This is a genomic window from Aquamicrobium lusatiense, from assembly GCF_014201615.1.
Lineage (GTDB): Bacteria > Pseudomonadota > Alphaproteobacteria > Rhizobiales > Rhizobiaceae > Mesorhizobium > Mesorhizobium lusatiense.
This window is the reverse complement of record NZ_JACHEU010000001.1, coordinates 45,154-61,878: the sequence shown is the minus strand read 5'-3', so window position 1 is coordinate 61,878 and position 16,725 is coordinate 45,154. Positions and strand designations below refer to the sequence as shown.

Below are 16,725 nucleotides of genomic sequence, written 5' to 3'. Positions count from 1 at the left end.
GCCATGGCAGAGTCCCGAAACGGCAGCGCCGTCCCGCTCATCGACATGCGCAACATCTCCATCGCCTTTGGCGGCATTCGCGCCGTCGATGACGCATCGGTCGATCTCTATCCGGGCGAGGTGGTGGCGCTGCTCGGCCACAACGGCGCCGGCAAATCGACGCTGATCAAGATCCTGTCCGGCGCCTACAAGCGCGATGCCGGGCAGATCTTCGTCAATGGCGAGGAGGCGTCGATCAACAATCCGCGCGACGCCAAGAAATATGGCATCGAGACGATCTACCAGACGCTGGCGCTGGCCGACAATGTCGATGCGGCGGCCAATCTGTTCCTCGGCCGCGAACTGATGACGCGCTGGAATACGCTTGACGACGTCGCCATGGAAGCTGAGGCGCGCAAGGTCATGGGCCGCCTCAATCCGCGCTTCCAGCGCTTCAAGGAGCCGGTGATCAAGCTCTCCGGCGGGCAGCGCCAGTCAGTGGCGATCGCCCGCGCCATCCTGTTCAACGCGCGCATCCTCATCATGGACGAGCCGACGGCGGCGCTCGGTCCGCAGGAGACGGCGCAGGTCGGCGAACTGGTGCGCCAGCTCAAGGCCGACGGCATCGGCATCTTCCTCATCAGCCACGACATTCATGACGTGTTCGATCTCGCCGACCGGGTATGCGTCATGAAAAACGGGCAGGTGGTCGGCACGGCACGGACACAGGACGTCACGCAGGACGAGGTTCTTGGCATGATCATTCTGGGCAAATGCCCGCCCGGTGCCGTTCCGGGGCCGGGAGCCCTTAAAATCGCCGCGTGACAGCCGTGCCGTTACCGGCGCTTCTCCGAGCCCTGCTTGCCTTGGCGTGAGGACTTGCTAGAAATGCATTCCCTGCTTCGGAGTAGCGTCGCCAGTTGAAGAAACTTTTTCCGCTTCTGACATTCCTGGCTGTCGCGCTGATCAGCATGGTGATGGCCGGTTTCGCTTATTTCGCGACGCAGGAAGCGACGCGCATCAAGTTTGAAGCGACCGTGGATGACGCCATTTCGCGCATCGAAACCCGCCTTGATCTGCATCTGACCCTGCTCAAGGCCACCCAGGCATTCTTCGCGGTACATAATAACCGTGTTTCGGCAAATGAATTCCGGGCTTTCATTTCGGCGCTTGATATAGAGGGCAGCTTTCCCGGCCTGCGCGGCATCGGTTTTCTGCAGCTCGTTGACGTGGGGAGCGAGGCGCTCGTTGAACGCCGGATTCGTGACGAACAGGGGGTGGAACGTCAGATCTATCCCCAGTCGGATCAGAAGTGGCGTGCGCCGGTGGTTTTCTTCGAGCCGCTGAAGCCATCCAGCGACACGTTGCTTGGTTTCGACATGTTCAGCGAACCCATTCGCCGGCAGGCGATAGAAGCGACCATGCGCGACGACACGCAGCATGCCACGGCCCCGATGATGCTGGGTGGGAACAGTGGCGTCGAGCCTTATCCGGGTTTTATCGTCTTTTCCCGCCTCAAAGCCGGCACTTCCGGCGAGGCTTCCGCTGCGCCCGGTGTTCTGTACGCGGCGTTTCAGGCGAGTGAGCTGTTCCAGACGGCTTTGCGGCGCCTGCCGCTGCTGCCTGTTCATCTGGAAATCTACGATGGCGCCATAGAAGCGCAGAACCAGATTTTCACTTCCGCCACGCCAGCCGTCACCGGTGTGGGCAGGATCGTGGACATCCGGCGGCTTACGATCGCCGGTCGGCAATGGACCCTGCAGTTCGAGCCGACGACGGCATTCTCCCCGCCTTCGTCGCGTGCCATTCCCGTGATGCTCGGGCTCTTCGGCCTGCTGCTCGCAGGCGCCATCGCGCTCGTTGCCCGTTACAAGGAGCGGGCTTACGATGCGGCTGAAAAGCTGCACCAGACAGCCGAGCACAGTCTGGTCGAAAAGGATCTGATGCTTCAGGAAATGAAGCACAGGATCAAGAATCTCATAACGCGGGTTCTGGCCATTGCGCGCCAGACTGCTTCGCATTCCGCCGATGTGAAGGAGTTTTCCGATTCCTTCGCGGCGCGCCTGCAGGCAATGGCCGCCTCGCAGGACATGCTCACGCGTTCGCGCTGGCAGAAGGCGGATCTGCGCGAACTGCTGCGGATCGAACTCGGTCAGGTGTTTGGCAAGGATCTGCCCGAGGGGCTGCTGTCAGGTCCGCAGGTGTTGCTCGACGAGACAGCCACGCAGGCGCTTGGCCTTACTTTTCACGAGCTTGCGACGAATGCACTGAAATATGGCGAGGCGGGAAACTCGGTCGACGCGCTCAAGGTGGAATGGCGGGTGGAAAGGGCCGGTCGAAACAAATCGCTTGTCCTGAACTGGCGCGAGTCCGGACAGGCGGACCTCAAGGAGCCCGCAACGACGGGCTTCGGCACCAAGCTCATCAATATGAACATTACCCGCGAGCTTTACGGCTCGATAGACCGCCGTTTCCTGCCAAGCGGCCTGCAGGTCGAGATCAAGGTGCCGCTGAAGTAAAGCGCTCGAACCGCACTGGCGCGGACATGAAAAAAGGCCGGCTTAGCCGGCCTTTCTCGCAGGATCATGGAGAACTCTTTCCGTCCGGAAAAACTTATCCGGCTGAGGAAGATGCGCGCCCCATTCGCCGGTCAGTTGCAGCGGGCCGTGTAAATCCGGCGCGTGTTCGGGTCGCGATACTGGCAGTAGCCGTTGCGCAGGTTACGCACCAGCAAGCCGGAACCAGCACCGACAGCGGTGCCGATCAGGGCGCCCTTGGTGCCGCCGGCAATGCCGCCGATGGCTGCGCCAGCGACAGCACCCACACCAACGTCCTGTTCCGTGGTGGTGCAGCCGCTCAGTGCCACGATTGCCGCCAGGGCGACGATTATCTTCCGCATTTAGTCACTCCTCTCGCTTCTCTTTCCCTCGCCTTGCAGCGATCACTTGCCGAACAAGCCGATATCGTCAAGCTTGTGCCAGCGATTTTGTTTCCGGGCAATATCGCTCTTTCAAGGGTGATGACCGTTTGAAGCGACTTGCGTTTCGCCCTTCTCCACACTTGCTTCCAGCTTACCGTCCGGATGCACCTTCCAAACGATCTCGGCATAGTCATCTTCAAGAGCCGGATCGACCGGAATACAGGTGCCGAAAACGCGGTCCGTGCGACCCCACAACGCTTTCAGCGCGGGCTGGCGTTCGACCCGACATTCTTCGTAGGTTTCAAAGACTGTAGCCGGAGCAGGCAACTCGACACATTCCGTCAGGTCACCGGAGCATCCGATAATCAGCAGAACTGCGGCTATGTGTTCCATGGCGTTTTCCTCTGGGAAAGAAAACGCACGGGTTGACGTAAGGTTCCTAAGGCGTCGCGGTGGATTCTTCGCCCGTGCTCTCAAAATTCGCTGCTGGTATGACGAGATGATATTCCAGCCGGTTGTCCACCAGTTCGAGCGATGCCTGTCCGCTCAGTGCCGCCGGCACGACACGCTCCAGTGTGACGCGCCGGAAATCCCGGTGTGGAGGCAGCACGCTGCCTTCGTCCAGCTGCTCTATCCATGACAGATGGAGCGCTGGTGCATCAGCAAGCTCTTCGGGTTGCTCCATCCTCGATCGCACCGTGATGCGGCTGCCCGGATGCGACAGTGCGCCGTAGGAAAGGGAGTTCACGACCAGTTCATGCATGGCGAGGCCGATATGCAGCGCTGCATTGGGGTTGAGATAGGGGTTCGACCCTTCAAAAATCAGCTCGCTGTCGGCATAGGCGATGTTGTGGCCGAGCTGGCCGTTGATCAGCTCGCGCAACTCCGCTCCCCGCCAGTTCGACGAGGTCACAAGATCCTGAGATGCCGCAAGGGATTGCAGACGGCCCTGAAAGCTGGTCAGGAAATCGGAAATATTGTCGGAATGCCGACCGGTCTGACTGGCGATGCTCTGGATGATCGCCAGCAGGTTCTTGGAGCGGTGGCTAACTTCCCGCAGCAAGGCGCGCAGGCTCTGCTCGCGGCGCTTGCGATCCGTGGTCTCCACCTTGGTGGTCATGACGCCGCGGATATTGCCCTGCTCGTCGTGATCGGGATCTACCCAGATCTCGAACCACCGCAGGCCATCTTCCCCGGGAGCGTTGATCTCGAAACGGTGGGCGTTGCCGGTGGCGATGGTGTCCTCCCGCGCCGCGATGATACGGGCGGTCTGGGACGGGGGCAGGATGGTGTCGCCCTGGCTGCCCTGCATCCACGGGGCGGCCATGTTGCGGGCCCATACGGTTCTGAGTTCGTTATCCTGAAACAACACGGAAACGCCGGCGTTTCGCAACGCGTGGAGCAAGGCCCGGCCAAGCACGGATTCATCCCGAAGAGAAGGGTCTATAACCTCCTCTTCCGGCCGCAGAGGCGATCTGGAACCGTTGTCTGAACCCATTTTGTGTTCTGCTCTCTTGGTGCCGGTAGGGCTATCCTACTAAAGAGAATTCGTCAAAATGCGTTCCGCCGGGCAGTGCTCTTCTGGAAAGCGCTGCCCGGCGGCGGCTGGAAACCGGTTGAGGGGGGCGGTTTCCAGTTGGGGGAAACCGACGCGGTCAGGCCCGGCGGAAAATGCCCGCCAGCAGCGATATGACCACGAACGCCAGGAAGATGAAGAAGAGGATCTTGGCGATTCCGGCTGATGCTCCGGCGATGCCGCCAAAGCCGAGAGCACCGGCGATGATGGCCACCACAAGGAATACAAGGGTCCAGTAAAGCATTGATCTTTATCCTCTTTATCTTCTCTTGCGTCTATGGAGGAAAACGCCGTCACTGGCCTATGGTTCCGTGGCATGTGCAAAAATATCAGGCGGCCGCCTTCGCCTGCCGGTCGAAGAACAGGGCCTGGCTGATCAGCGCCTTGACCATGTCGGGGTTGAACGGCTTGGTGACGAGGAAAGCCGGTTCCGGGCGCTCGCCGGTGAGCAGGCGCTCGGGGAAGGCGGTGATGAAGATCACCGGCACGGACGTGGCGGCCAGGATTTCGTTGACCGCATCGATGCCCGAGCTGCCGTCGGCAAGCTGAATGTCGGCCAGAACCATGCGCGGATGCGACTTGGCGAAGATGCCGACGGCTTCCGCGTGGGTGCGTGCAATGCCAACGACACGGTGCCCGAGGCTTTCCACCATTTCCTCGATGTCCATGGCGATCAGCGGCTCGTCCTCGATGATGAGAATATCTGTAGCCACCTGCCGTGAAATTTCGTTGCTGGCCTCCGAGAGAAGGCTCGAAAAGCTGGCGTCGTCCAGATCCAGAATTTCAGCGGCTTCGTTTTCATCGAAGCCTTCGACCGCAACCAGCAGGAAAGCCTGACGGGGGCGGGGGGCCAAAGCATTGAGATTGGCGGCCACGCGCTGCTCCCAGTCGGGCGCCTCGGACTGGTCCTGAGGAATGCGGATGGAAACGGAGGTGAACATCCGCGTGAATATCTTGTACAGGGCGATGCGGTCGCTGGAGGCTTTCGGGAAGATGCTGGTGTCGGCGATGATCGCCTCAAGCATTGCCGCGACGAGGGCGTCGCCACTTTCCTGTGAGCCAGAGACGGCTCGCGAGAAACGGCGCAGGAAAGGCAGATGCGGGGCAATGGCGGCGGATAGACTCACGATATACGTCTCCCTCATGTGACGCGTTGCTTGAAAGGCCGAATGCATGGTTATGCAAGGCCTCAGGTTCGGAAAACCCGCAGGAATGTAAAAAGTTCCAACAATCGTGGAACTAATTTGGCTAAGAGACGTTGCGCCCGGATCGATCAACCAGCGGGGGCTGCGTCTGTTTCGTTTCGTGCGACGGCGTGATGCAACAGACGGTCAGGGTAGGGACGAAAGGCAGAATGAACACATTGGATAAAAACAGAGCGGCCGGAACCCCGGGACGCCAGGGCAGGGCCGAAGACAATCTTGGACCCAATTCCGAGATCGGACGCAAGCTGAAGCAATATTACGACGATCTGGTCCATGACGAGGTTCCTGATCGCTTTGCGCAATTGCTCAGTCAACTCGAGCACGCCGAGACGTCTCAGGACAAGGACTGATGCATGGCCGTATCCGCGGGTTTTAAAGACGAGCTTCTGAAATCTATACCCAGTCTGCGGGCATTCGCCGTTTCGCTGTCGCAGAATGTCGACAAGGCCGACGATCTCGTTCAGGAAACGCTCGTCAAGGCATGGGACAAGCATGAGAGCTTTCAGCCGGGCACCAATCTGAAGGCGTGGCTGTTCACCATTTTGCGCAACGAATTCTACTCGCAGATGCGCAAGCGAGGACGCGAGGTTCAGGACAGCGATGGCATCATGACGGCGCGGCTGGCGGTTCACCCTGCCCAGCACGGCCAGCTTGACCTCAAGGACTTCCGCAGCGCGCTTGAACGCTTGCCGGACGACCAGCGCGAGGCGATCATCCTGATCGGAGCTTCCGGATTTTCCTATGAGGAAGCTGCTGAAATTTGCGATTGCGCAATTGGCACGATCAAAAGCCGCGTCAGCCGCGCACGCACACGCCTGCAGGAAATTCTCAAGATTTCCGGGGAAGAGGATTTTGGGCCGGACGCGATCTCAACTCAGGTGATGACGTCACCGGCCGACTGAGGTCTCGATGCGTCCCTCGCTTCGGCGAGGGCCTGAACCAGATCGGATCCGGCATAAGGCTTTTCAACGAGCTTTATGCCGGGAAAATGCGTGCTGATATATTCGCTTTGCCCGTGGGCAGACGCGAATATGAAAGGTATGCCTTCCTGTTGCAGGCGCCCGGCGAACGGGAATGTCGGAACTCCTGCCAGCATCACATCGATGATGGCCGCGTCGATTTCCTGCAACAGTGTGTCATCTTCCAGTTCCGCACTGCGTCCGACAATCGAGACGCTGGCGGCCCCCTGCTCAAGGCAGATCGTCTCTACATCCATGGCAATAAGATACTCGTCCTCGACGAGCAGGATTCGCAGTCCGTTAAGCGGGCCAGACACAGGCGGATACTCCCGAAAACGGCAGAATGCCGTTTCGGGAATGTTCCTGTCATTTAAAAATGACATAGGGGAGGCGTCATTTCCGTAGCGGAGGAACCTTCCGGCGCGCAGGCGATTTCTCAACGATGACAATTACCTCCACACACACAAAACAATATGTGCTGCCGGCCACCGTGCAGGGCAGGCTGTATCCCTGCGAAAGCTGCCCCCTGCGCTCCCTGCCAGCGTTTCGCGAAGCGGAGCCCGACGAACTGGAGTTCCTCAATCGCTTCAAGAAAGGGGAACTGCTGGCGCAGAAGGGGAGCGCCGTTCTTGTCGAGGGCAGCCGCACGCCGCATCTTTACACCCTGCTGTCCGGATGGGGGTTCCGCTTCAAGCTGCTGGAAGACGGCCGCCGGCAGATCCTGAACTACCTGATGCCGGGTGATCTGATCGGGCTGCAGGGAAGCATCGAGGGGGAAATGCAGCATTCCATAGAAATGCTGTCGGACTCCATCCTGTGCGTGTTCGACCGAAGCAGGCTCCTGGAACTCTACAGAAAACACCCCGGGCTGGGCTACGATATTACCTGGCTGGCTTCGCGGGAAGAGCGCATGCTGGACGAGAACCTGCTCAGCGTCGGCCGGCGCAGCGCCATGGAACGGGCCGCATATCTCATCGCCTTCATTCACGAAAGGGCGCGCTGCACGGGACTTGGCAGCGGACGCCGCCTGATCATTCCCGTCACCCAGCAGCATGTTGCCGATACGCTCGGGCTCTCGCTTGTCCATACCAACAAGACGCTGCGCAAGCTCTCCCGCCTCGGCATGATCGAGTGGCAGGAAGGGGGATGCAGGGTCATCAACCTGAAGGAACTGATGGTGATCGCCGGATGGGAGGGACTGGGGACGGGCCGGCGCCCGCTTGTGTGAAGTTGCAATGCGCGCTGGACTCGGGCGTGAAAAAAGCCTTCCATTCCGGACAATCGGGCTGGAACCTTAGTGCCTTCACGGCGTTGTGATCCCGGCTACATCAACCACCAAGGAGTTTTATCATGGCCGCAGCAGCCGGAAAATCCGCGACCGACAACAAGAACAATGTTGACCTTGAAGAAGAGATTCGTCAGCTCAAGGCCGATATCGAGAAGCTGGGCAAGCATCTCGCGGAAACCGGCGAGCAGGGTTATGGCACAGCGCGCAAGGCCGCAGCACAGGGTGTGGAGCAGCTGCGCGTGCAGGGTGAGGCAGCCATCGACAGCCTGAAGACCAACGCCCGTGATCTGGAAGAGCAGGTTCTCGTGAACGTTCGGGAAAAGCCGGTCACGTCGCTTGCCATTGCTGCGGGCCTCGGCTTCCTGGTCGGCCTCCTGTCGCGCCGCTGACGGCGTCGATCCCATGGGGGCACTCATATCTTTGATCACCGGTCTCGCCTCGGGCGAGACCGCGTACGCATTGAAGCGAGCCAGAATCGCGGCGATAAGCTACGGGCTGGCCGCGGTTGCCGCGTTGTGTGGCGTCGGATTTCTCATCGGCGCGCTTTATGTCTGGGCCGCCCGTCACTATGGCTCGCTTGAAACATCCGTCGGCTTCGGGGTGGGCTTTCTCCTCCTTGCCGGGCTTATCGTCCTGATATTCCGCCTTGGCGCGCGCTCGAGAGCGCGACGCATCAAAACAAGGCGAAGCGCTGACATGACGGCATTGGGCATGACAGCGCTTGCAGCCGTGCTGCCTGCGCTGGCGCGCAGCAAGGCCGGGCCGGGTCTCATTCTTGGGCCGGCGGCGGCGGTTCTGGCCTATGTTATCTACCGTGAAAACACGGCGCCCCGCCGCCGCAGGCCTGATCCCGATGCCGAACGGGACTGAAGTTTCTGGCCGGGAACCATAGCTTTCCCGCCTCGTTGAACCTGCAAGGTGGGGCATCCGCGCCCCGCCATCGGCAAGGAGGCAGGATATGGCCAGAATATTTCGCGAGCAGGCAGTCAGGCAGGGACGCAAAGGGAGCCGCGTGCTCGTCATCCTGATCTGCGCCATCGTTCTGGCATTGGCGGCATGGGCCGCCACCGCTCTGCTGGTGCCCAAGCCTGATGCTCCCGCCGGGCAGACCTCGGCCACCGAGACTGTACCGGCTCAGCAGTGATCCCCTCAGACTGTCGCCGGAACGAGAACGTTCAGAGCCTTCGGGTGAATTTCGATGACAGTTTCGTTTTCCAGCCCGACAAGTTCGCCGTCCATGGCCGCATGAGGCTTTTTTCCTGAAGCGCGTATTTTCAGCGTCAGTCGCTCGGCCTGATGGATTTCGACATGCTCATTGTCACGCCATTTGCCGCGCGCCGCGTTGAAAGCGAACTTCAGCACCGCGCCGCGCGTCTGCGCCATCGTCAGATAGATGCCCAGAATGCCGCCGGCCGGGTCGTCGGCATAGGGCAGATGACCTTCGCCGAACAGGTTGTTGGTGATTCCGACAGCGCTGGCGCGTGCCTCTATCTCTGTTTCGCTCAAGATCAGCGTGACATGCATCGCTGGCGGGTCGATCAGCGTTGCCCAGGCGGCCCTGAAGGATGCGCCGATCTTTCCCAGACGCGAGCCGAATTCCATCTTGTCGCGCAGGTGGATCATGCGGGCGTGCATGCCGACGGAGAACTGGTGGATGAAAGGGCGCCCATTGGCCGTGGCGATATCCACCTTCCTCAATGTGCCGGCCGCAAAGCTTTCCACTGCGGCTTCAAGTGACTGGGGGATGCCAAGGCTGCGGGCAAAGAGGTTCATGGTGCCGGCTGGCAGGACCGCAAGGGCCTTCTGCTTGCCCATCAGCCGTGCAGCGGCGGCAGATATGGTGCCGTCGCCTCCGCCTGCAAGCAGAATGTCAATATCCGGGGCCGCCGCCGCTTTTTCGATCGCGGCGGGCATTTCGGTGCCGGATACAACGGCGATGTCGACATGATGGCCCGCTGCCTGCAACGTCCGGGACATGAAGGCGCAAAAGCCGTCGAGATCGGCCGTGCGCAGCGTTCCACCGTCCCTGTTGAGCACTGCGGAAAATCGCATGTCGCATCCTTTCAGATCGCGAAAAGAATTGCGCCGGCAGGTATCTCAGGCGCCGCATGTAACGGGACAGTGGAAGTTTAGTTCCGCCATATCAGGCGGATTTTTCCTGCGAATGGGGAGATGTTTTTTGGAACAAGGGGCAAGATCACACGTTCTCAAATCAGCAATCACACTGCGGATTTGTCAGGATATTCGCAGCGATGCTCAAGGTTTCTGAACCGAAGATACACGAGGAGAGACGATATGATCCGCAAGCTTCTTGCAACGACTGCGCTCGCAACGCTGGTTGCCACTGGTGCCATGGCCCAGGACGCGACCGCGCCTGCGACAACCACGCCGCCGACCGCGGCCACTGAACAGCCGGCAGCACCCGCGGTTAGCGCCGATGGCCATCTGGCTTCCAATATCATCGGCGAAACCGTGTATAATGGTACGGCTGAAGATGCCCAGAATATCGGTAAGGTCACCGATCTTGTTCTGGACAAGGATGGCAACGTAGAGACTGCCGTCATCGGTGTCGGCGGCTTCCTTGGGCTGGGTGCCAAGGATGTGACTTTCGACTTCGACAAGATGCAGTGGGCTGAAAAGGATGGGGATCGCTGGCTGATTGCCGCCGTGACCAAGGAGGCGCTGGAAGCTCAGCCGGCCTTTGATTCCACCCCTTACAAGCCTGCGCCTGCAACGGAGCGCGCTCCGGGCGTGACGACCACCGATACCGTGAGCGAAGCGCCTGCCGCCACCGCACCGGTGATCGCACCGGCTGAAGGCAATCTTGCTTCTCTTATCATCGGTGAAAGCGTCTACAACGGCACCGGGGATGAGGCACTGGACATCGGCAAGGTGAATGATGTCGTGCTTTCACCTGAAGGCAAGGCTCAATCGCTGGTGATCGGCGTCGGCGGTTTCCTTGGCATGGGCCAGAAGAATGTCGCCTTCGACTTCGACAAGGCGACATGGGCCGAGCGTGATGGCGATCGCTGGCTGGTGGTCGAGGCGACCAAGGAATCGCTGGAAGCGTTGCCGGACTTCGACCGCCGCGCCTATGACGTTGCCCCCGTGACAAGCGCTGACAATTCGGCCGCCGCTCCGGCAGCGGTGCCGGAGACCGATACGGCTGCTGCCCCGAAGGAGCAGCCGGACGCGACTTCGACAGCGGCTATCGACAAGTCGACCCTGACCGAGGTGCAGATGACCGATGTCAGCGCCAAGGAGCTGGATGGCACGACCGTCTACGGCGCCGATGATGTCAAGGTCGGCGAGATCGGCGATGCCGTCCTCACCCCGGACGGGCAGGTCGATGCGGTCATCATCGATGTCGGTGGGTTCCTCGGCATCGGCTCCAAGCCGGTGGCTGTGGGCATGGATACTTTCAGGGTAATGGCCGACAAGGACGGCAAGAAGTATCTGTACACCGAGTTCACCAAGGAGCAGCTTGAGGCGCATCCGGCCTACGACAAGGACAGCTACGCCGACAATCGCGAGCAGCAGCGCCTTATGGTTCGCTGAGGACATCTGCTTTCTGCAAAGGCCCGCACCCGCCGGTGCGGGCCTTCTGCTTTGGTGAACAAAGCAAGGCCCATTGTTCACCCTTCGGATACGGACTATTGCCGCTCCGATATCTTTGCGCGCGGCATGCCTGCGCCCATATTGGCGATCAACACGGCACTTCATGGATTTATGGGCCGTAACCTCCAAAAAGGAGCGCCACATCATGCTCGATCAGATCAGGGGACTGCATCACGTCACCCTCATGGCCAGTGATGCCCGCCGCAACAATGCGTTCTTCACCGGAGCGCTCGGTCTGCGGCGTGTGAAGCAGACTGTCAACTTCGACGCGCCGGATGTTTACCACCTCTATTACGCAGACGAGGTTGGCACGCCGGGTTCGGTCATGACCTACTTTCCTTTCCCGAATATCGGCAAGGGCCGCCCCGGCGTCGGCGAAGTGGGTACCACCGTCTACTCCGTACCGCGCGGTTCGCTCGGCTTCTGGGAAGGCCGTCTCGGCGATGCGGGGGTGGCGGAGCTAGCCCGGCAGGAGCGGTTTGGCGAACAGCGCCTGACCTTTGCCGGCCCCGATGGCGAAGGCCTCGCCCTCGTCGAGGTGGACGGTGACATGCGCGCGCCATGGACCCATGGAGGTGTTCCCGGGGATGTGGGCATTCACGGCTTCCATTCCGTTTCGATGCGCCTGCGCGATGGCGGAGCCACCGAAGAGCTTCTCGGCTTCATGGGCTATCGCGAGGTCGGGCGGTCCGGCAATCTGCGCCGGCTTGCGCTTGAGCCCGGCAATGGCGCCGATACCGTCGACATCGAGGTGATGCCGGGTGCGGCGTTTGCCAATCTTGGCGGCGGCTCGGTTCACCATGTCGCGTTCGCGGTCGAGAACCGCGAAAAGCAGCTGGAAGTGCGCAAGGCCCTGCTGGATACCGGCTATCAGGTCACGCCGGTCATCGACCGGGATTATTTCTGGGCGATCTACTTCCGCACGCCCGGTGGCGTTCTGTTCGAGGTTGCGACCAACGAGCCCGGTTTCGACCGTGACGAGGACCGCGCGCATCTCGGCGATGCGCTGAAGCTGCCGACACAACATGAGCATCTGCGCAGCTATCTCGAACAGCATCTGCAACCGCTCGAAGACTGAGGAGCCCGTCATGAGTACCGATGCCTATGTGCACAGAATTGCGCAGGGCGTGAAAGGCGGTCCCTTGTTGTTCGTCTTTCACGGCACTGGCGGCAATGAAATGCAGCTGCTGCCGCTGGCGGGTAACCTGCTGCCCGGCGCCACGGTGGTGGCGCCGCGTGGCGACGTTTCAGAAATGGGCGCGGCGCGTTTCTTTCGCCGCCTCGCCGAAGGCAGATACGATATGGCCGATCTTGCCCGTGCGACGGACAAGATGAAGGGTTTCGTGCAAGCACATATTCATGCCGATGCGGGGGTACGGGCGGCGGGAGCCGGGGAAATTTACGGTCTTGGTTACTCGAACGGAGCCAATATCCTTGCCTCAGTCATGCTGTCTGCTCCGAAGCTGTTTTCGCGCGCGGTGCTGATGCATCCGCTGATCCCGTTTGCGCCCGGGCTACAGGCAGGGCTTGCCGGACGTGAGGTGCTGATCACGGCGGGGCGGCACGATCCCATATGCCCGCCTGACTTGACCCTGCGGCTGGAAGCGTATTTCCGTAGTCAGGGCGCGACGACGGAACTGGAATGGCATGAGGGCGGGCATGAGCTGCGCCCCAGTGAGGTTGAGGCTGCACGCCGCTTTTTGTCGGCCGTGCCGGTTACAGGATCATCCCGATGAGTGAACAGATACCGGACGTGGAAATCGAAGAGACCGGCTCCAAGGGCCGCTATGTCCTGCGTGGGCCGGATGGTGCGGAGGCCGAGATGACGTTCACGAAGGTGGGCGACAATCAGATCATCATCGACCACACCGGCGTGCCGGACGCCTTTCGTGGTCAGGGTGCGGGATTGCGGCTGGTGACAAGGGCGGTCGAGGATGCACGGGCGGCTGGCAAGCTCATCATTCCGCTGTGCCCCTTTGCCGCGGCTCAGTTCAAACGCCATCCCGAATGGGCGGATGTGTTGAAGAAGCAAGGGTGAAGATCGCGATGGGAACGGAAATCAGCAAGGCCGAAGATGGCGGCAAGGGTCGCTACGTGCTGCCACTGGAGAGCGGTGAGGAAGCCTATCTCACCTATGTGCGCAGCAGCCCCGGCCACATTTCGATTGATTACAGCTTCGTGCCGCCATCGGCGCGCGGCAAGGGCGTGGGCGCGCAGCTGGTTGCCCATGCCGTTACCGATGCCCGCGGGACCGGCACGAAAATCACGCCGGTGTGCGGCTATGTGGCGGCCGAATTCCGCCGCCACAAGGAATGGCAGGACGTTCTGGCGGCATAGCGTCCGGCGGCGGGGCCGCCGGCCCCCAAATCTCATCACCGTACCGTTTCTTAAGGGGTTGGCTCCTAGAAGGGATCTCGACCTTGCGGATTACGGAGATGTAGAGGGTGCGTTTTTCCGCAACCATGGCGGCTGACCGCTTGCTGCCGCAGCGCCTTGCGCTGCGCCTGCGGCCTTTATTGGCGCAGATCGATGCCATCGCGTCGGGTTCGGATGAGCGCGGCGCCGCAGGGCGCATGTCCGCCATCGCTTTCATGGTCCGCGTTGTCAGCGCTGCGATCGCCTTTTTCAGCCAGGTGCTCATGGCGCGCTGGATGGGCAGCTTCGAATACGGCATCTTCGTTCTGGTATGGGTGACGATGCTGATCGTCGGCTCCATCTCCTGTCTCGGTTTCAGCACCTCCGTCATCCGTTTCATTCCGGAATTCCGCGAACGGGGCATGCTGGATGAATTGCGCGGCATCGTCCGCGTCAGCCGGCATGTGGTTCTGGCCGCTTCCACCCTGACCGCCGTTGCAGGGGCTGCCGGTGTCTGGCTCTTCGCCGATCGCATCGAAGACTATTATTTGGTGCCTTTTCTGCTTGGCCTGCTGTGCCTTCCCATGGTGGCGCTGACGGATCTTCTGCAGGGCGTGTCGCGCGCGCATTCATGGGCGCTGTCAGCCTTGCTGCCGACCTATATTTCGCGGCCGGTGCTCATCCTCGTCTTCATGGGGGCGGCCCTGTTCGCCGGCTGCGCGGCCGATGCGACCACGGCCATCATCGCGGCAATCGCGGCCACCTATGTCACCGCGCTCGGCCAGTTGCTGAGCCTTGGCGGCAGGGTTTCGGCAACCATTCCCGCCGGCGACAGCCGGATCCTGCTGCGCCAGTGGTTTTTCATCTCCCTGCCGATTTTCCTCGTCGACAGTTTCTTCTACCTGCTCACCAATGCCGATGTGCTGATGGTCGGCTTCTATCGCGACCCGCAGGAAGTGGCCGTCTATTTCGCCACCGTGAAAACGCTGGCGCTGGTGCATTTCGTCTATTTCGCGGTGAAAGCCGGCTCCGCCCAGCGCTACGCGCAGTTCGCTCACGGTGACCGGCACCGGCTTGCGGCCTTCGCGCGCGAAACCGTGTCCTGGACCTTCTGGCCCTCGCTCGCCATGGCGGTCGTGGTGCTGGTTCTGGGGCGGCCGATGCTCGGATTGTTCGGCGAGGGGTTCCAGTCCGGCTACCCGCTTCTTTTCCTGCTTGTCGTCGGCGTGGTGGCGCGCGCCTCCGTCGGGCCGTGCGAAAGCCTGCTGACGATGAGCGGACACCAGAACAGCTGCGCTTTAGTGTTCGCCGCCACGCTGGCGCTGAACATCGTGCTCAACGTTCTGCTGCTTCCCACTTTCGGCCTGTGGGGCGCGGCCATGGCGACCGCGTTTGCCATGATCTTCGAAGCCGCTGGCCTGTCCTTCACGGTCTGGCGTAAACTTGGTATTGTCATGACGATCTTCATTCCGGCAAGGAGCGCTGCATAATGGCTGCTGTTCCGCTGATCGAGGAGGCAAGCGGGGGGCCGGCCGGCACGCTGGTCTCGGAGCTTGCCGGGCTGGTGCGTGAGGGCACCGATCCTTCGCAGCTCGAATTGCTCACCAACCGGCGCCCGCAGCGTACGCTTGCCATCTATCCTGCGAATGCGGGCTTTGAACTGGTCGAGGAACTTGATCACCTCGTTGCCCGCGCCATCGAGCCCAATATCTTCTTCAATCCGCGCTTTCTGGCTCCGGCGATGCCGAGGCTGGAGGATCGCGAAGTGCGTCTGGCGGTGATCCGGGACGGCGACGAGCATCGATCGCGGCTGCGGTTTTTGATGCCGTTTTCGGTGGAGCGTCCGAACGTACCGTTCTCGGTGCCGGTGATGCGGGCATGGTCGAACCCGTTCGGGCCGGTCGGCACGCCGCTGGTGGACTATGACGATCCGCTGGGCGTGGTGGAGGATTGCCTCGCCATCCTGTCACGCCGGCATCTGCAACTGCCGCAGGTTCTGGTGCTGCCCGACATGCGCCTCGAAGGGCAGATGGCGCGTGTGCTGCGCTCGGTAGCGGAAACCCGTCAGCTTTCCCTGATCACAGTCGCAGAGGTCGAGCGGCCGGTTCTCGACAGCGAACTGGAGGGAGATGCCTATCTGAAGGCCTCGCTGCGGCCGCATCACGTGCGCGAATTTCGCCGGTTGCGCCGCCGGCTGGAGGAGCTCGGCCCGGTTGCGCATGAGGTGGCGCGCGGGCCGGAAGAGGTGCGCACGGCCATGGAGAGCTTCCTTGCTCTGGAGGCCTCCGGCTGGAAGGGCCGCAAGGGCACGGCCATGACGGTCGATCGGTTTCAGGCTGCCTTCGCCCGCGAGGCGGTGCACAGGCTGGCGGAGCGCGACATGTGCCGCATCCATTCGCTGACGCTGGACGGCCGTGTGATCGCCAGTCTTGTCGTGTTCGTCGAGCAGGGCGTCGCCTACACGTGGAAGACGGCCTATGACGAAAGCCTTTCCACGTTCTCCCCCGGAACCCTGCTGATGCTCGAAGTGACCCGTCAGCATCTGGAGGATCCGAACATCCAGTTCACGGATTCCTGTGCGGTGCCCGACCATCCGGTGATGAGCCGCCTGTGGAGCGAGCGGATGCGCATGGGAACGCTCATCATCGGGCTGACGCCCGCTGCCGACAAGGCAGCCCGACAGGCAGCCTCGCAGATGCATCTTTACCGGGAGGCGCGCAACGTCATGCGCGGCCTGCGCGACAAGGCCCGCCGTCTCATCCGCAAGAGGCCGGCCTGAGGCCACCATATCCAACCGCTGCGCCGGGCGCAGCGGTGGTGTCACG

General features: G+C 61.3%; 22 protein-coding genes. 15 read left to right on the top strand and 7 right to left on the bottom strand.

Annotated features, from left to right (window positions below):
- Window positions 1–3 precede the first annotated feature (3 nt).
- Window positions 4–804 carry an ATP-binding cassette domain-containing protein gene (locus tag HNR59_RS00375; protein ID WP_183824389.1) on the top strand — a complete coding sequence of 267 codons (801 nt, stop codon included), beginning with the start codon at window positions 4–6 and terminating at the stop codon, window positions 802–804.
- Between the two features lie 95 nt (window positions 805–899).
- On the top strand, window positions 900–2,498 hold the full coding sequence (locus HNR59_RS00370) for a CHASE domain-containing protein (protein ID WP_183824385.1): 1,599 nt from the start codon (window positions 900–902) through the stop codon (window positions 2,496–2,498).
- 131 nt (window positions 2,499–2,629) lie between these two features.
- Here HNR59_RS00370 and HNR59_RS00365 read toward each other — a convergent pair whose 3' ends face one another.
- The 5 genes from HNR59_RS00365 to HNR59_RS00345 all read right to left on the bottom strand — a co-directional run bounded on the left by HNR59_RS00365 (window position 2,630) and on the right by HNR59_RS00345 (window position 5,602).
- The gene (locus HNR59_RS00365) at window positions 2,630–2,878 is read right to left on the bottom strand and encodes a lipoprotein (RefSeq protein WP_183824382.1); all 249 of its coding nucleotides are present in this window, start codon (window positions 2,876–2,878) and stop codon (window positions 2,630–2,632) included.
- A gap of 111 nt (window positions 2,879–2,989) precedes the next feature.
- A complete protein-coding gene (locus HNR59_RS00360) occupies window positions 2,990–3,292 on the bottom strand; it encodes a hypothetical protein (RefSeq protein ID WP_183824379.1) in 303 nt (100 codons plus the stop codon).
- 46 nt (window positions 3,293–3,338) lie between these two features.
- Window positions 3,339–4,397, bottom strand: coding sequence for a sensor histidine kinase (locus HNR59_RS00355; protein ID WP_183824375.1), 1,059 nt, complete (start codon window positions 4,395–4,397; stop codon window positions 3,339–3,341).
- 157 nt (window positions 4,398–4,554) lie between these two features.
- Window positions 4,555–4,719 (bottom strand): DUF1328 domain-containing protein, encoded by a 165-nt coding sequence (locus HNR59_RS00350; RefSeq protein ID WP_183824370.1) that lies wholly within the window; start codon window positions 4,717–4,719, stop codon window positions 4,555–4,557.
- 85 nt (window positions 4,720–4,804) lie between these two features.
- Window positions 4,805–5,602 carry a response regulator gene (locus HNR59_RS00345; RefSeq protein WP_183824367.1) on the bottom strand — a complete coding sequence of 266 codons (798 nt, stop codon included), beginning with the start codon at window positions 5,600–5,602 and terminating at the stop codon, window positions 4,805–4,807.
- Window positions 5,603–5,829: 227 nt separating this feature from the next.
- On the opposite strand from HNR59_RS00345, the gene HNR59_RS00340 reads away from it, so the two are divergent.
- A complete protein-coding gene (locus HNR59_RS00340; protein WP_183824364.1) occupies window positions 5,830–6,030 on the top strand; it encodes a NepR family anti-sigma factor in 201 nt (66 codons plus the stop codon).
- Window positions 6,031–6,033: 3 nt separating this feature from the next.
- Window positions 6,034–6,582, top strand: coding sequence for a sigma-70 family RNA polymerase sigma factor (locus HNR59_RS00335; RefSeq protein WP_183824361.1), 549 nt, complete (start codon window positions 6,034–6,036; stop codon window positions 6,580–6,582).
- Here the strand turns inward: HNR59_RS00335 and HNR59_RS00330 are convergent.
- The gene (locus tag HNR59_RS00330; protein WP_246374433.1) at window positions 6,555–7,079 is read right to left on the bottom strand and encodes a response regulator; all 525 of its coding nucleotides are present in this window, start codon (window positions 7,077–7,079) and stop codon (window positions 6,555–6,557) included. The two genes, HNR59_RS00335 and HNR59_RS00330, sit on opposite strands and share 28 nt — an antisense overlap.
- A 2-nt stretch (window positions 7,080–7,081) precedes the next feature.
- Here HNR59_RS00330 and HNR59_RS00325 point away from each other — a divergent pair, with 2 nt between their 5' ends.
- The 4 genes from HNR59_RS00325 (at window position 7,082) to HNR59_RS00310 (ending at window position 9,071) form a co-directional block, all read left to right on the top strand.
- Complete coding sequence (locus HNR59_RS00325) at window positions 7,082–7,867, top strand: Crp/Fnr family transcriptional regulator (RefSeq protein WP_183824358.1); 786 nt, start codon at window positions 7,082–7,084, stop codon at window positions 7,865–7,867.
- A gap of 122 nt (window positions 7,868–7,989) precedes the next feature.
- Entirely contained in the window at window positions 7,990–8,316 is a 327-nt protein-coding gene (locus tag HNR59_RS00320) for an ElaB/YgaM/YqjD family protein (RefSeq protein ID WP_183824355.1), read from the top strand.
- 70 nt (window positions 8,317–8,386) lie between these two features.
- A complete protein-coding gene (locus tag HNR59_RS00315; protein ID WP_343060557.1) occupies window positions 8,387–8,797 on the top strand; it encodes a hypothetical protein in 411 nt (136 codons plus the stop codon).
- Between the two features lie 88 nt (window positions 8,798–8,885).
- Entirely contained in the window at window positions 8,886–9,071 is a 186-nt protein-coding gene (locus tag HNR59_RS00310) for a hypothetical protein (RefSeq protein WP_183824348.1), read from the top strand.
- A 5-nt stretch (window positions 9,072–9,076) separates the two neighbouring features.
- On the opposite strand, the gene HNR59_RS00305 is transcribed toward HNR59_RS00310, so the two are convergent.
- Complete coding sequence (locus tag HNR59_RS00305) at window positions 9,077–9,979, bottom strand: diacylglycerol/lipid kinase family protein (RefSeq protein WP_183824345.1); 903 nt, start codon at window positions 9,977–9,979, stop codon at window positions 9,077–9,079.
- A 243-nt stretch (window positions 9,980–10,222) separates the two neighbouring features.
- Between HNR59_RS00305 and HNR59_RS00300 the strand changes: the two genes are divergently transcribed.
- From HNR59_RS00300 to HNR59_RS00270, 7 genes are all read left to right on the top strand, one after another.
- Window positions 10,223–11,485, top strand: coding sequence for a PRC-barrel domain-containing protein (locus HNR59_RS00300; protein ID WP_183824342.1), 1,263 nt, complete (start codon window positions 10,223–10,225; stop codon window positions 11,483–11,485).
- A 205-nt stretch (window positions 11,486–11,690) separates the two neighbouring features.
- The gene (locus HNR59_RS00295) at window positions 11,691–12,623 is read left to right on the top strand and encodes a VOC family protein (protein ID WP_183824339.1); all 933 of its coding nucleotides are present in this window, start codon (window positions 11,691–11,693) and stop codon (window positions 12,621–12,623) included.
- Window positions 12,624–12,633: 10 nt separating this feature from the next.
- Window positions 12,634–13,281: an alpha/beta hydrolase gene (locus HNR59_RS00290; RefSeq protein ID WP_183824334.1), complete on the top strand. Its 648-nt coding sequence runs from the start codon at window positions 12,634–12,636 to the stop codon at window positions 13,279–13,281.
- Entirely contained in the window at window positions 13,278–13,583 is a 306-nt protein-coding gene (locus tag HNR59_RS00285) for a GNAT family N-acetyltransferase (RefSeq protein ID WP_183824331.1), read from the top strand. The genes HNR59_RS00290 and HNR59_RS00285 overlap by 4 nt, the downstream gene beginning before the upstream one ends.
- Before the next feature lie 8 nt (window positions 13,584–13,591).
- Entirely contained in the window at window positions 13,592–13,882 is a 291-nt protein-coding gene (locus tag HNR59_RS00280; protein ID WP_183824328.1) for a GNAT family N-acetyltransferase, read from the top strand.
- Window positions 13,883–13,989: 107 nt separating this feature from the next.
- Window positions 13,990–15,390 (top strand): oligosaccharide flippase family protein, encoded by a 1,401-nt coding sequence (locus HNR59_RS00275; RefSeq protein WP_183824325.1) that lies wholly within the window; start codon window positions 13,990–13,992, stop codon window positions 15,388–15,390.
- Entirely contained in the window at window positions 15,390–16,679 is a 1,290-nt protein-coding gene (locus tag HNR59_RS00270; protein ID WP_183824322.1) for a GNAT family N-acetyltransferase, read from the top strand. The genes HNR59_RS00275 and HNR59_RS00270 overlap by 1 nt, the downstream gene beginning before the upstream one ends.
- Window positions 16,680–16,725 lie beyond the last annotated feature (46 nt).